The sequence below is a fragment of the Bacillus sp. 9.4 genome, from assembly GCF_055486415.1.
In genome coordinates this window covers 464714-478466 of the sequence record NZ_JBVFMU010000001.1, presented here as the reverse complement: position 1 = coordinate 478466, position 13753 = coordinate 464714, and the positions used below count along the sequence as shown (strand labels likewise).

15 protein-coding genes are annotated in these 13753 nt (G+C 44.4%); 8 read left to right on the top strand and 7 right to left on the bottom strand.

The window, feature by feature from the left end:
• Window positions 1-19 precede the first annotated feature (19 nt).
• Window positions 20-550, top strand: coding sequence for a L,D-transpeptidase (locus tag ACZ07B_RS02995; protein ID WP_464876885.1), 531 nt, complete (start codon window positions 20-22; stop codon window positions 548-550).
• A 19-nt stretch (window positions 551-569) separates the two neighbouring features.
• On the opposite strand, the gene prli42 is transcribed toward ACZ07B_RS02995, so the two are convergent.
• Window positions 570-662 carry a stressosome-associated protein Prli42 gene (gene prli42, locus ACZ07B_RS02990; RefSeq protein ID WP_003226489.1) on the bottom strand — a complete coding sequence of 31 codons (93 nt, stop codon included), beginning with the start codon at window positions 660-662 and terminating at the stop codon, window positions 570-572.
• An 89-nt stretch (window positions 663-751) separates the two neighbouring features.
• Here prli42 and mce point away from each other — a divergent pair, with 89 nt between their 5' ends.
• From mce to ACZ07B_RS02975, 3 genes are read left to right on the top strand one after another with little or no spacing between them, the layout of a single operon-like run.
• Window positions 752-1174 (top strand): methylmalonyl-CoA epimerase, encoded by a 423-nt coding sequence (mce, locus tag ACZ07B_RS02985; protein ID WP_129092513.1) that lies wholly within the window; start codon window positions 752-754, stop codon window positions 1172-1174.
• Entirely contained in the window at window positions 1167-2690 is a 1524-nt protein-coding gene (locus ACZ07B_RS02980) for an acyl-CoA carboxylase subunit beta (RefSeq protein ID WP_464877032.1), read from the top strand. The genes mce and ACZ07B_RS02980 overlap by 8 nt, the downstream gene beginning before the upstream one ends.
• Window positions 2691-2707: 17 nt before the next feature.
• On the top strand, window positions 2708-3823 hold the full coding sequence (locus ACZ07B_RS02975) for a tripeptidase T (RefSeq protein ID WP_003230352.1): 1116 nt from the start codon (window positions 2708-2710) through the stop codon (window positions 3821-3823).
• A gap of 40 nt (window positions 3824-3863) precedes the next feature.
• Here the strand turns inward: ACZ07B_RS02975 and ACZ07B_RS02970 are convergent, their stop codons facing one another.
• From ACZ07B_RS02970 to mifM, 3 genes are all read right to left on the bottom strand, one after another.
• Window positions 3864-4592, bottom strand: coding sequence for a YqjF family protein (locus ACZ07B_RS02970; RefSeq protein WP_464876884.1), 729 nt, complete (start codon window positions 4590-4592; stop codon window positions 3864-3866).
• Window positions 4593-4773: 181 nt separating this feature from the next.
• Window positions 4774-5601, bottom strand: a complete 828-nt coding sequence (locus tag ACZ07B_RS02965; protein WP_003230359.1) for a membrane protein insertase YidC — start codon at window positions 5599-5601, stop codon at window positions 4774-4776.
• A 30-nt stretch (window positions 5602-5631) separates the two neighbouring features.
• Window positions 5632-5919 carry a membrane protein insertion/folding monitor MifM gene (gene mifM / locus ACZ07B_RS02960; RefSeq protein ID WP_010886563.1) on the bottom strand — a complete coding sequence of 96 codons (288 nt, stop codon included), beginning with the start codon at window positions 5917-5919 and terminating at the stop codon, window positions 5632-5634.
• 72 nt (window positions 5920-5991) lie between these two features.
• Between mifM and ACZ07B_RS02955 the strand changes: the two genes are divergently transcribed.
• Both ACZ07B_RS02955 and gndA read left to right on the top strand, forming a co-directional pair.
• Window positions 5992-7236, top strand: a complete 1245-nt coding sequence (locus ACZ07B_RS02955) for a DNA polymerase IV (RefSeq protein ID WP_015251756.1) — start codon at window positions 5992-5994, stop codon at window positions 7234-7236.
• 109 nt (window positions 7237-7345) lie between these two features.
• Window positions 7346-8755: an NADP-dependent phosphogluconate dehydrogenase gene (gndA, locus tag ACZ07B_RS02950; protein WP_003230365.1), complete on the top strand. Its 1410-nt coding sequence runs from the start codon at window positions 7346-7348 to the stop codon at window positions 8753-8755.
• A 122-nt stretch (window positions 8756-8877) separates the two neighbouring features.
• On the opposite strand, the gene zwf is transcribed toward gndA, so the two are convergent.
• Window positions 8878-10347: a glucose-6-phosphate dehydrogenase gene (gene zwf / locus ACZ07B_RS02945; protein ID WP_086344049.1), complete on the bottom strand. Its 1470-nt coding sequence runs from the start codon at window positions 10345-10347 to the stop codon at window positions 8878-8880.
• Between the two features lie 226 nt (window positions 10348-10573).
• Here zwf and rnz point away from each other — a divergent pair, with 226 nt between their 5' ends.
• Both rnz and rpmG read left to right on the top strand, forming a co-directional pair.
• On the top strand, window positions 10574-11497 hold the full coding sequence (rnz, locus tag ACZ07B_RS02940) for a ribonuclease Z (protein WP_004398681.1): 924 nt from the start codon (window positions 10574-10576) through the stop codon (window positions 11495-11497).
• Window positions 11498-11578: 81 nt separating this feature from the next.
• Entirely contained in the window at window positions 11579-11728 is a 150-nt protein-coding gene (gene rpmG / locus ACZ07B_RS02935; protein ID WP_003226511.1) for a 50S ribosomal protein L33, read from the top strand.
• A 43-nt stretch (window positions 11729-11771) separates the two neighbouring features.
• Here the strand turns inward: rpmG and ACZ07B_RS02930 are convergent, their stop codons facing one another.
• Both ACZ07B_RS02930 and namA read right to left on the bottom strand, forming a co-directional pair.
• Window positions 11772-12533, bottom strand: coding sequence for an alpha/beta fold hydrolase (locus ACZ07B_RS02930; RefSeq protein ID WP_326248281.1), 762 nt, complete (start codon window positions 12531-12533; stop codon window positions 11772-11774).
• Window positions 12534-12641: 108 nt separating this feature from the next.
• Window positions 12642-13658: an NADPH dehydrogenase NamA gene (gene namA / locus ACZ07B_RS02925; protein ID WP_326248282.1), complete on the bottom strand. Its 1017-nt coding sequence runs from the start codon at window positions 13656-13658 to the stop codon at window positions 12642-12644.
• Window positions 13659-13753 lie beyond the last annotated feature (95 nt).

The window sequence follows — 13753 nt, the reverse complement described above, 5'->3', positions numbered from 1 at the left end:
AATGAAAAAGGAGGAGCTTATGCGTTTTTTCTTATGTTCGATTTTTATGATGATTTCACCGATTTGGCCGCTCGGCGAAAATCAGCTGCCGGGTGATCCATATGTTATTGTCAACAAGCGAACAAATGAACTTGCTGTTATCCTCGACAACAAAGTAGAAGGCGTGTACAGTGTGGCGACTGGAAAAACAGATGATTTGACGCCTGAAGGAGAGTTTTCGGTAACGGTAAAAGCGGAAAATCCTTACTACAGAAAGAAAAATATTGAAGGGGGATCTCCTGATAACCCGCTTGGGGCAAGATGGATCGGATTTGACGCGAAAGGAACGGACGGGCGGATTTATGGAATTCATGGGACAAACCGAGAGGAATCAGTAGGAAAATTTGTGTCTAACGGCTGTATACGTATGCATAACGATGAGGTCGTTCATTTGTTTCAAACGATACCAATAGGAACGAGAGTGCTGATCACGGACGACAACCGCTCTTTTGAGGAGATTGCCATCGAGCATAAAGCTCTGATAAAAAAGCAGGATATTCCCATTGAATAAGGCGCCTGCTTTTTTATCGTTATAGAAACATGACGATTCCTGAGAGTACAGTTGAAAGAATAAAAACTCCCAAAATCACGATCAAAACGCTTTTCATCAGTTTTTGAGACATGATTTTCACTCCTTAAACAATCTGTCTATATTTTAGCGTGTTTTGAATGGGCGGACAAGCGATATCTATTAGCGAAAGCAGGGATGCAAATGAACAGGCTTGACCATATCGGGATAGCCGTTTTTTCGATAAAAGATGCAAGAAGCTTTTATGAAAATGTATTGGGGCTTGCATTTCTTCATCAAGAAACGGTTGAAGAGCAAAAGGTGAATGTTGCTTTTTTTCAAGCGGGTAGCGTCAAACTTGAGCTGATAGAGCCGTTGACAGCTGACAGCCCCGTCCGTTTATTTTTGGAGAAGAAAGGGCAGGGACTGCATCATATTGCGTTTTTGTGCAACGGCCTATCTGAACAGCTTCAAGCATTGTCTGACCGGCATGTTCAATTGATTGACAGGTTTCCAAGACAGGGAGCGAACGGGAAAAAGATCGCGTTTATTTCCCCTCGGGAAACAAACGGTGTTCTTGTAGAGCTTTGTGAACCGAAAGGAGACCAACACAATGAATATGAATGAGCACATAGATCATTTATACACGAAACGCAAGCAGGCAGAAGAAGGCGGAGGACGGGAAAAGCTGGCTCAGCAGCGGCAAAAGGGCAAGCTCACTGCTCGGGAAAGGATCATATTTCTTCTAGATCAGGACAGCTTTATCGAATTACACCCCTTCATGGAAAGTCAAGTGTTAACAAGAGAACAGCGCATGTTAGGGGATGGGGTCGTGACAGGGTACGGCACAATTGACGGCCGCTCAGTTTATGTATTTGCGCAAGACTTCACAGTATTCGGAGGGGCGCTTGGCGAAACCCATGCCAGGAAAATCTGCGCTTTGATGGATCTGGCAGCAAAAAATAAGGCGCCGATTATCGGGCTGAATGACTCAGGTGGTGCGAGAATTCAAGAGGGTGTGGTATCATTAGATGGATACGGTCACATATTTTACCGAAACGTCTTATATTCCGGAGTCATTCCGCAAATATCGGTTATTTTAGGGCCGTGCGCTGGAGGCGCTGTATATTCTCCGGCACTCACAGATTTTATATTTATGGCTGAACAGACCGGCCGGATGTTTATTACCGGCCCGAAGGTGATTGAAAAAGTGACAGGGGAACAGGTTGATGCGGAGAGCTTAGGCGGAGCGGGGATACATAATGCCGTCAGCGGAAACGCCCACTTTTCCGGGCATACGGAGAAGGAGGTTCTGACAGGGGTGAGAAAACTGCTGTCTTATTTGCCGCTGAATGGCCGGACAACAGAGCCGAAGCCAGAGAAAGAGGCGTCCAGACCGTTATTAAACCGTCTAGTGCCTGCTGACACGACAAAGCCGTATGATGTTCGGACGGTGATTAAGGAGATGGCCGACCCGCAGTCTTTTTTTGAGATTCAGCCATTTTTTGCGAAGAACATTGTCATTGGGTTTGCAAGGCTGGGTGAAAAAACAATCGGCATCGTGGCGAGCCAGCCGAAGCATCTGGCGGGAAGCTTGACGATTGACGCTGCTGATAAAGCAGCAAGGTTCATCCGTTTTTGTGACGCATTTGATATCCCGCTGTTGACTGTTGAGGATGTCCCGGGGTTTCTGCCCGGTATTCAGCAAGAGCACAACGGAATCATCAGGCATGGAGCAAAATTATTGTTTGCTTATGCAGAAGCGACTGTCCCAAAAGTCACACTCATCATTAGAAAAGCGTACGGCGGCGCCTATGTGGCCATGAACAGCAAAGCAATCGGAGCGGACCTTGTGTTTGCATGGCCGAATGCTGAAATCGCAGTGATGGGTCCAGAAGGTGCGGCATCGATTTTGTATGAAAAGGAAATCAAAGCTTCAGCTGACCCGCAAAAGACGAAACGCGAAAAAACAGCTGAATACAAAAAGCAAAACGCCGGCCCATACAAAGCGGCCGCTTGTGGAATGGTCGATGACATCATTTTGCCGGAAGAATCAAGGGGAAGACTGATTCAAGCTTTTCATATGCTTGCACATAAGACAGAAGAGAGACCGAAAAAAAAGCACGGTAACATACCGCTTTAATATGGAGGGACTTACAAATGGTGAATGAAAAACGCCTGCTGGAAGAATTTTTAGAGCTTGTCCAAATTGACTCAGAAACAAAGCACGAAGCTGAAATCTGCAAAGTGCTGAAACGAAAATTTTCTGATTTAGGTGTGGATGTTAAAGAAGACGATACAATGGATATCACGGGCCACGGAGCCGGTAACCTGATTTGCACGCTAAAAGGGACAAAACAAACAGATACGATCTATTTTACATCTCATATGGACACAGTTGTACCCGGAAACGGCGTAAAACCAGTTGTAGAGAACGGTTACGTCAAAACTGACGGCACGACGATTTTAGGCGCTGATGATAAAGCGGGATTGGCTGCAATGTTTGAGGCGATTAAGGTGCTGAAAGAAGAAAACATTGAACACGGCACGATTGAATTCATCATCACAGTAGGGGAAGAATCGGGTCTGATCGGAGCGAAGGCTCTTGACCGTTCTATGATCACTGCATCCTACGGCTATGCCCTTGATTCAGACGGAAAAGTTGGAAATATCATTGTGGCCGCGCCGACACAGGCGAAGGTAAGAGCGGCAATTTTCGGGAAAACCGCTCACGCCGGGGTTGAACCTGAAAAAGGCATTTCAGCGATTACAATCGCTAGCAAAGCCATTTCAAAAATGCCATTGGGCCGTATCGATGAAGAAACAACAGCTAATATCGGCCGGTTTGAAGGCGGCACACAAACAAACATTGTGTGCGACGAAGTTCATATTCTTGCTGAAGCGCGCTCTTTAGTTCCTGAGAAAATGGAAGCTCAGGTTCAAAAAATGAAAGCTGCTTTTGAAGAGGCAGCTGCTGATATGGGCGGACGCGCAGAAGTCGAAATTGAGGTTATGTATCCGGGCTTTAAATATCAAGACGGCGACCAAGTTGTTGAAATCGCGAAAAAAGCGGCTGCTAAAATCGGACGTCCAAGCGAGCTGCAAACGAGCGGCGGCGGAAGCGACGCGAACGTAATCGCTGGTCATGGCATCCCGACGGTCAATCTTGCTGTCGGTTATGAGCAAATCCATACAAAAAATGAAAAAATGCCGATCGAAGAGCTCGTTAAAACGGCAGAAATGGTTGTTGCCATTATTGAAGAGGCGGCAAAATAAAAAAAGAAAACCCGAGTGCGATTTCCCGCATCGGGTTTTTTTAGCTCCGTTTCCTAAGCGGCCAAAATAACACATCCTGTTTTTTAGCGTAATGAAGCAAGGGATCTGACTCTGGCAATGTAATGCCGTGAGCATCAGTCACCGTATTGACTGAAATTTCCGCTTCAGCGTTTTGCAGCAGCCATGGATGATGATGGATGTCTTCGTAATAGAGTTTGCTTTGATTGGTAGTATAGAGTCTATACCGTTCTGTCAGCCAGTAATCGAGCGAATCCTTTTCTGCTGTAAAAGGCGCTGAAATGGGCCGGTATGCGGCGTGGAATGCTGCTTCTTTGTCATCTTTCCGCTTGCTGACATAGTCAATGGCATCACCGTTTTTTTCGGCTTTCATATCCGCGTAAAAATAAGGCAGATGAAAGAATGTGCGAGCGCCAAGGACCGCCAGACGATGATCGGCATCTAAGCTAAAAAAATAAATGCCGGGCTTGCCTTTATACGTGACATAGGTGCGGAGGTTAAGCTCAGGAAATGCACGCGCACCGGGAATGGCAGGAAGATAACGCGCCCTCAGGTTCGTGAGCATAAAGGGAAGCATGCTGATCCAAGCTTGCCCGTTATATGTATCTAATTCTAAAACGGACGGTACCAAAGCGCGAAGGATAGAAACATCAACAGGCCAGTGAGCAAATAAGACATCAATCCAGGTTTGTCTCATGATCCAGATTCCTTCAGGTACAGAAATGTTTTTTTGCTGAAAGTGTTCCGTCAACGTATATGCTCCTTTCGTTTGGAGGTGAGTAAAGGTATTCCCGATTTCCTTCTTTTTAAACGATACGGCTATTTTTTAGGATGGCCATTTCTGCTTCAGCCATGATAATCAAGACTGTTTGGCGCGGTATGCTTTGCAAGTAACAAAAAACAACCCCGGCTTTTCGCGCGGGGTTGTTTTTTTATTTCACCGACTCAGTAAGAGCGGCTGTTTTTTTACTTTTATGATGCGTCATCTGAAGGACGATGTTTTGCACTGTCAAAAACAGTCCGCTTGTAAACCAGTACAGCGGAAGGGCTGCCGGCACATTAAGCGAGAAAATCGTCATCATCACAGGGAAGATGAACACCATCAATTTTGCGGATTGCTGTGCCGCTGGGTTTTGCGGGACAGCGGAATATTTCGCGCTCAGTTTTTGAGCGATATAGGCTTGGACAAAATACATAATCCCTGCACTAAGGGACATGAGAATATCAGATTGCCCTAAACTGAACCATAGAAACGAGTGTGACGCAATTTCAGGTGTTGAGCGAATCGCGTAATAAAGCCCAATCATAATCGGAGACTGAATCAGCATTGGAAGACAGCCCATCGCAAGCGGGTTGATATTATGCTCCTGATACAGCTTCATCATTTCCATTTGCAGCTCTTTTTGCTTTTCCGGGTCCTTCGTCTTTTTCAACTTAACCTGGATACTGTCAACCTGAGGTTTAATAACGGCCATTTTCTCTTGGAAGATGCGCTGTTTTTTGAACTGATTGACAAACAAAGGCAATACAACTATACGCACAATAATGGTTACGAGGATAATAGAGAGTCCGTATTCTCCGTGAAACAGCCCGGCAACACCCTTAAGCAGAGCGGAAAACGGTTCGATTAAATAATCGTGGAAAAAACCTACGTTGCTGAGGCCTCCCACCTGATTAGTCGCTGCAAATGCAGCATTGCCCGAGCATAATACGATCAAAAAGATACCCATAGCCAAAAGTTTTTGATATGTTTTTAACAATTTTGTTCTCCTCCTTTTTATAAATGCGGTTTATAAAAGAAGAGAACCGGCGTCTTCCTCATCGTTCACAGGCGAATTCATGCGGAAGACTTTACGTATCCAAGTTGTAATGCGATGATATATAATAATAAGAAAGTCTGTTCGGTTAATGTGAAAGACCGTCTGATGTTCATCTGTTCGTTTTGATTTCCATTGCTCGCCCGCACGGCACTCCCGTAAGAGGAATGCAATCCCGATTGCCGTTAGAGCAGGAAGAATAATTGTGAAAAAATCGACTAAGAATAAAACGTCATTTATCGATTCCACAAACATTGTCATCACATCCATTCAATAGCTTCATTTTACTATATGTACAAGCTGTTGTCTAATGACCGAAAAGGAGATTTGTTTATGCCGGGAAAGAGCCGAATTATTTTCCATATTGATATGAATAGCTTTTATGCGTCGGTTGAAATGGCATATGATCCGGCTCTCCGGGGAAAGCCGGTCGCAGTTGCCGGAAACGTAAAGGAGCGAAAGGGCATTGTGGTGACATGCAGCTACGAAGCAAGAGCGCGCGGCGTCAAAACAACGATGCCGGTTTGGCAAGCGAAGCGCCATTGTCCTGAGCTCATCGTTCTTCCGCCGAACTTTGACCGCTATAGAAACTCTTCACGAGCGATGTTTACCATTCTTCGTGAATATACTGACCTAGTGGAGCCTGTCTCCATCGACGAAGGCTATATGGACATGACCGATACACCATACAGCAGCCGCGCGCTAGAGACGGCAAAAGAAATCCAAAGCAGATTGCAAAAAGAGCTGCTGCTTCCGTCAAGCATAGGAATCGCGCCGAATAAATTTCTCGCTAAGATGGCGTCTGATATGAAAAAACCGCTTGGAATTACGATCTTAAGAAAGAGGCAAGTGCCTGATATCCTGTGGCCGCTTCCTGTTGGAGAGATGCACGGAGTCGGCAAAAAGACAGCGGAAAAACTGAAGGGACTCGGCATCCATACAATCGGAGAGCTAGCTGCAGCTGATGAACACTCGCTGAAGCGCCTGCTTGGCATCAACGGTCCGCGCCTTAAAAATAAAGCAAATGGCATTCACCATGCGCCGGTTGACCCGGAGCGCATTTACGAATTTAAAAGCGTCGGCAACTCATCGACACTTTCCCATGATTCCAGTGATGAAGAAGAGCTGTTAGGCGTTTTTAGAAAGCTTGCCGCTTCTGTGAGTGACCGTTTACAGCGCAAGGAAGTCATGGCTTCGAAGCTTTTTATTATGATTAGATATGCGGATTGGAAAACCATCACAAGAAGCACTACGCTGAGAAACCCGATTGATCAAAAAAATGACATTTTGAAAGAAGCAGAGCACCTCTTTTTTAAACACTGGAATAAAAATCCTGTCAGACTGCTTGGCATTACCGGAACCGATTTGGTAGAAAAAGAGCAGGCCTATAAGCAGCTCGATTTGTTCAGCTTTAATGAGGATGCGAAGGATGAGCCCATTCAGCAGATGATGGAAAAGCTGAATAAAAAGTACGGTACCAAACTGATCAGAAAAGGGGCAACGTTAAAAAAAGAGGAGAGCAAAACAAAGGGAACAAGCTTTAATAAAGATTTTTTTCAAGATGAAAAGAAAAGCTGAATCGCTTGAAAAAAAGGGTGAATGTATGGTAATTTCTTTATTATAAATATCATTTTATTTTAATTTAAATTTTAAAATGATTAAACGTTTGCAGAAGGGACGTTAGAATATGTCAAAACAACAAATCGGCGTTATCGGACTTGCGGTCATGGGTAAAAATCTGGCTTTAAATATCGAAAGCCGGGGATTTTCTGTTTCTGTTTACAACAGATCAAGCAGTAAAACTGAGGAGTTTTTACAGGAGGCAAAAGGAAAAAATGTTGTTGGCACTTACAGCATTGAAGAATTTGTCCAATCCTTGGAAACACCGCGCAAAATCTTATTAATGGTTAAAGCGGGAACTGCAACAGATGCGACAATTCAATCTCTTCTTCCTCATCTAGAGAAGGATGATATTTTAATTGACGGCGGTAATACATACTATAAAGATACACAGCGCCGTAACAAAGAACTCGCTGAAAGCGGCATTCATTTTATCGGAACAGGCGTTTCCGGCGGAGAAGAAGGGGCACTTAAAGGACCTTCTATCATGCCTGGCGGACAAAAAGAAGCACATGAGCTTGTAAAACCGATTCTTGAAGCCATTTCTGCAAAAGTTGACGGAGAACCTTGTACGACATATATCGGTCCGGACGGCGCCGGCCATTACGTAAAAATGGTGCACAACGGAATTGAATACGGAGATATGCAGCTGATCTCTGAATCATATTTCATTCTGAAACAGGTGCTGGGCCTTTCTGCTGATGAGCTTCATGAAGTTTTCGCTGAATGGAATAAAGGCGAGCTTGACAGCTACCTGATTGAGATTACGGCTGACATCTTTACAAAAAAAGACGAAGAGACAGGCAAGCCGCTTGTTGATGTGATTCTTGATAAAGCAGGGCAAAAAGGAACAGGAAAATGGACAAGCCAAAGCGCACTTGACTTAGGCGTTCCGCTTCCGATTATTACTGAATCTGTATTCGCACGCTTTATCTCAGCTATGAAGGAAGAGCGTGTGAAAGCGAGCGGACTTCTTTCAGGACCAGAAGTGAAGCCTGTTACAGAAAATAAAGAAGAGCTGATTGAAGCGGTCAGAAAAGCGTTGTTCATGAGTAAAATCTGCTCATACGCGCAAGGATTTGCCCAAATGAAAGCTGCTTCTGAAGAATACAACTGGGATCTGAAATATGGTGAAATCGCTATGATCTTCCGCGGTGGCTGCATCATTCGCGCGGCATTCCTTCAGAAGATCAAAGAAGCTTACGATCGCGAGCCTGAGCTTGACAACCTGCTTCTTGACAGCTATTTCAAGAATATTGTAGAAAGCTACCAAGGAGCGCTTCGCCAAGTGATTTCACTTGCAGTTGCCCAAGGTGTGCCGGTGCCATCATTCTCAAGCGCATTAGCCTACTATGACAGCTACCGCACAGCCGTACTGCCTGCAAACTTAATCCAAGCACAGCGCGACTACTTTGGCGCTCATACTTATGAGCGTACTGACAAAGAAGGCATCTTCCATACTGAATGGATGAAGTAATCAATAGAAACCCCCGAAGCTCTAGAGCTTTGGGGGTTTTGTTATTAAAAAGATTGTTATACCTTTGTGACAGTTGCAAAAAAACCGAAAATGCTTACAAGCATTTTCGGCTTTTTTTCTTCTTATATATTCCACCAGTGTAAGCCGTCTTTCGCCAAAAGATCATCAGATTCTTTCGGTCCCATCGAGCCTGATTCGTAGTTAGGAGATAAGGTTTTGTTTGCTGCCCATGTTTCAGAAATAGAGTCGACAAAGCTCCAAGAAAGGGCAACTTCATCCCAGTGTGCAAAGTTTGTTGCATCGCCAAGAAGACAGTCGTGAATGAGTTTTTCATATGCTTCAGGGGTGTTCAACTCGTCATTGCAATTGCTGCAATAATCGAGTTTGATTGGCTGTGCGTGTGCTGCTCCGCCAAGCTTTTTAGCATTTAAGTAAAGCGTAATGCCTTCGTCAGGCTGAATATGAATGACAAGCAAGTTCGGATTCATGTTGTTTTCATTACCGTAGTACAGGTTCATCGGAATGTCCTTAAATTGAACGACAATTTTTGTGGACTTTTCTTTCATTCGTTTTCCGGTTCTGATGTAGAATGGAACACCAGCCCATCTGAAGTTGTCGATCAAGAGCTTGCCGGCAACAAAAGTTTCTGTATTGGAGTCAGGAGCGACATTATCCTCATCGTTATAAGCAGGAACCGGTACACCGTCAATTTCACCAGCTTGATATTGTCCGCGCACAAAGTATTCATCCACTTCGTCTTTTGCTATAGGACGCAGTGCTCTCAGCACCTTCACTTTTTCGCTGCGGATTTCTTCTGTGTTCAATTTGATAGGCGGCTCCATTGCAAGAAGGGCAACCATCTGCATAATATGGTTTTGCACCATGTCGCGAAGGGCGCCTGATTTTTCGTAATATCTTGCGCGGTCTTCAACGCCTAGTGATTCGCTAGATGTGATTTGAATGTTTGAAATGTAGCGGTTTGTCCAAAGCGGTTCGAAAATCGCATTGGCAAATCGAATCACTTCAATGTTCTGAACCATTTGTTTGCCTAGATAATGGTCGATTCTGTAAATTTGATCTTCCGTAAATGCTTCGCGGATTTCTTTATTCAATGCCTGTGCGCTTGGCAGATCATGGCCGAACGGTTTTTCGATGACAAGGCGGGACCAGCCGGTTGTAGCTGTTACGCCCTCTGATTTTAATGTTTTTGCAATCGTTCCGAAGAATTCAGGAGCCATTGCCAAGTAGAACATTCTGTTGTTAGGAATTTGATATGTATCTTCCAGCTGGTTAAGCAATACGTTAAGCTCTTGATAAGAACCAGGGTTTGTCACGTCAAACGGGTGATAGTAAAAATGAGACGTGAAATCATCTATATGCTTATCTGCAGATGAGGAAATGGATGTTTTAACAGTTTGGCGAAGATCCTCATTAGACCAAGGTCTTCTTCCAACTCCTACCACTGCAAACTCTTCTCCGATTTGTCCGTTTTGATATAAACGGTGAATAGACGGATACAATTTTCGTTTTGCTAAATCTCCAGTTGCACCGAATATGACAATTACTGCTTTTGGTTGTTGGTTTGTTTTCACTAAAAGTACCTCACTTTATTCGAAGCTTTATTTTAGTACACCCCGTATATTTCCTTCATTTTAAATCTAAAATTCAACGAAAGCAAACATTTAAGCCCTTTTTTAAGCAGAATGCTGAAAAAATGTTTCTAGCACGAAAGGATTGTTCTTTTCAGAGGCAAGATTCACATTTTGCGCTTGATCCTGTATTCTTGTAGGTATCTGGTTCTAGTAGGAGGAAGGAAACGTGGAATTACTTTTTTTAGGGACGGGAGCCGGCATTCCCGCCAAGGCGAGAAACGTCACCTCTGTAGCATTAAAATTGCTTGAAGAAAGGCGTTCGGTATGGCTTTTTGACTGCGGGGAAGCCACACAGCATCAAATTTTACATACAACGATTAAACCTCGTAAAATAGAGAAAATCTTTATTACACACATGCACGGCGATCATGTATACGGACTTCCGGGGCTTCTGGGGAGCCGTTCCTTTCAAGGCGGAGAGGACGAGCTGACAGTGTACGGACCTAAAGGGATCAAGGCGTTTATTGAAACAAGCCTTGCCGTCACGAAGACCCATTTGACATATCCGCTTGCGATCCAGGAAATTGAAGAAGGAATCGTGTTTGAGGACGATCAGTTTATTGTCACAGCGGTATCTGTTATTCATGGAGTGGAAGCCTTTGGGTACCGTGTGCAGGAAAAAGACGTACCGGGTTCCTTGAAGGCTGATGTATTAAAAGAAATGAACATCCCGCCCGGACCTGTATATCAGAAAATCAAAAAAGGCGAAACGGTAACGCTTGAAGACGGACGAATCATCAATGGGAATGATTTTCTGGAGCCTCCCAAAAAGGGAAGATCTGTTGTGTTCTCCGGTGATACGAGAGTAAGTGACAAACTAAAAGAGCTTGCGAGGGATTGTGATGTGCTTGTTCATGAAGCAACCTTTGCTAAGGAAGACCGTAAACTTGCTTATGATTATTATCACAGTACAACGGAACAAGCGGCTGTAACAGCGAAAGAAGCAAGGGCGAAGCAGCTCATTTTAACCCATATCAGCGCAAGATATCAGGGAGATGCTTCTTTGGAGCTTCAAAAAGAAGCGGTTGACGTTTTCCCCAATAGCGTGGCGGCATATGATTTCTTAGAGGTAAATGTCCCGCGAGGCTGAAGGCGGAGCTCTTATTTGACAATTTGTGATGATGTTGTATAATAAAACGTAATCATTACGCTTTATAAGGAGACGTTAATTATGAGAGTAAATGTTACTTTAGCCTGCACTGAAACGGGAGACCGAAATTACATCACAACAAAAAATAAACGCACCAATCCAGACCGTTTGGAGCTGAAAAAATATTCACCGCGTTTAAAGAAATATACCCTTCACCGTGAAACAAAATAATATTAAAGACCGGGAATCCCTTACGGCCCGGTCTTTTTTTACGTTAATTGACTGCCTGGTAAAGAGGAGCGGCCTGCTGGCACGCTGCGCACCATACGTCATAAATAGCCAAGTGAACGATATGAGGTTCATCATGATGGATGTTGTGGGAGCTGTTTTTAGCTTGAATCCAGCCGCTTTGGTTAGATAGAGACAATATGCTGCTGTGCAAGTTTTGCCACTCCTGTTCAGCAGCGAATTTCTCAGTCCGTTCTCCTGATGACAACACAAGGAGAGGCATGTTTCCTAAGTGGACTTGCCGCTTTTTGAGCTCCTGCAGACTTTTTGAAAACTCTGCATGTGTGCCCTCAAACATCATCTTTCTCGTATGTGATTTGTGCATTTCTTCGGGTATAAAGGTAAAGCTGGCGCAATCGCCTAAAGCTGGGTCAAGAAGGACCATGCCGATAATATCATACTTGTTTTTGCAGGCCCATAAACCGGTGATGACAGCTCCGTATGAGTGTGAAACAGCCAAATAAGGAGGTTTTACATCAGCTGCTTTAAGCAAACTCTCCAATTCTTTCACTTGTTGATCAGCTGTTCGTTTAGCTCTGCTTTGCCCGCTTTTTCCTATGCCTGCCCGATCATATGTGAAAATGCCAAATTCATCATCAATGTCCGCCATTAATGGTTTCCACGTCTCAGAAGAAGTACCATAGCCGGCCTCAAAGACAATCGTTACACCGCTTGATCCTTTCCGGTGCTGTGTATGAAACGCACATCCGTCAATTGTATATGTCTTTTCCATCCAAGCTGATTTCATTGGAGTCATCTCCTCTAATTGGTTCTACTAGGGAGACGGAGAACCTTAGCCGATCGTTTCTCTAAAAATAAAAAAAGAGATATCCTCTACAGGATATCTCTTATGGCATTACCAGCCTCTTTCGTATTGAACAGGGGCCGGAATCTCTGTGTTGAGCTGTTTCGCAGCAGTTCTTGCAAAGAATGGATCCCGCAAAAGCTCTCTGCCGATAAAGATGAGGTCGGCACGTCCGTTTTGCAGAATTTCTTCAGCCATTGAACCGTCTGTAATCATGCCGACGGCACCAGTAGCCATGTCCGCCTGTTCACGGATTTTCTCAGCGAAGCTGACTTGATAGCCAGGGAATACGTTAATGTCTGCGTGAACAAGGGCGCCTGAGCTGCAGTCAATTAAGTCAACACCCTGCTCCTTCATCCATTTTGCAAAACCGATGTGATCGGCAATGTCTAAGCCTTTATCAGTGTAGTCAGAAGCAGATACACGGACAAATAAAGGACCGTCCCATACTTGTTTGACTTCATCAATGATCTCTCTCAAGAAACGGTAGCGGTTTTCAGGTGAGCCGCCGTATTCATCTGTGCGATGGTTGGAAAGCGGAGACAAAAATTCATGAATTAAATATCCGTGCGCCGCATGAATTTCAATCACATCAAAGCCGGCTTCTTTTGCGCGGGCAGCCGCTTGCTTGAACTCCTGAACTGTTTCTTTTACTTTTTCTGCTGACATTTGTACAGGTGTTGCTGATTGTTCGTCAAACGCAATCGCCGATGGAGCGAAGATATCTCCTTCAAGCTCAGCTTTACGTCCGGCATGGGCAAGCTGAATGCCGATTTTTGAACCTTGTTCTTTGACCTGCTCAGTCAGTTTGGCAAAGCCTTCAATATGCTCGTCGCTCCAAATGCCTAAGTCTTGGTCTGTGATTCGTCCTTGAGGGTTAACCGCTGACGCCTCTACAATAATCAGTCCGACCTGGCCGATTGCGCGCGATATGTAATGTGCCATGTGGAACGGTGTCAATTTTCCGTCCTTTTCATGAGAAGAATACATGCACATTGGCGACATGACAATGCGGTTTTTTAACGTCATATCTTTAATTGTAATAGGTGTGAATAATTTTCTGGCCATTTCTTTCGCCTCCCGTAAGGTTTTTAGAGATTGATTATATCAAGTCATTTCTTTCCCGTCATATAAACTGCTCAAAAGAACCGCTTTTGTCAAAC

Coding starts and splice junctions, on each gene's coding strand:
- ACZ07B_RS02995 (WP_464876885.1), top strand. CDS start 20: ATGCGTTTTTTCTTATGTTCGATTTTTATGATGATTTCACCGATTTGG.
- prli42 (WP_003226489.1), bottom strand. CDS start 662: ATGTCTCAAAAACTGATGAAAAGCGTTTTGATCGTGATTTTGGGAGTT.
- mce (WP_129092513.1), top strand. CDS start 752: ATGAACAGGCTTGACCATATCGGGATAGCCGTTTTTTCGATAAAAGAT.
- ACZ07B_RS02980 (WP_464877032.1), top strand. CDS start 1,167: ATGAATGAGCACATAGATCATTTATACACGAAACGCAAGCAGGCAGAA.
- ACZ07B_RS02975 (WP_003230352.1), top strand. CDS start 2,708: ATGGTGAATGAAAAACGCCTGCTGGAAGAATTTTTAGAGCTTGTCCAA.
- mifM (WP_010886563.1), bottom strand. CDS start 5,919: ATGACAATGTTTGTGGAATCGATAAATGACGTTTTATTCTTAGTCGAT.
- ACZ07B_RS02955 (WP_015251756.1), top strand. CDS start 5,992: ATGCCGGGAAAGAGCCGAATTATTTTCCATATTGATATGAATAGCTTT.
- gndA (WP_003230365.1), top strand. CDS start 7,346: ATGTCAAAACAACAAATCGGCGTTATCGGACTTGCGGTCATGGGTAAA.
- rpmG (WP_003226511.1), top strand. CDS start 11,579: ATGAGAGTAAATGTTACTTTAGCCTGCACTGAAACGGGAGACCGAAAT.
- ACZ07B_RS02930 (WP_326248281.1), bottom strand. CDS start 12,533: ATGAAATCAGCTTGGATGGAAAAGACATATACAATTGACGGATGTGCG.
- namA (WP_326248282.1), bottom strand. CDS start 13,658: ATGGCCAGAAAATTATTCACACCTATTACAATTAAAGATATGACGTTA.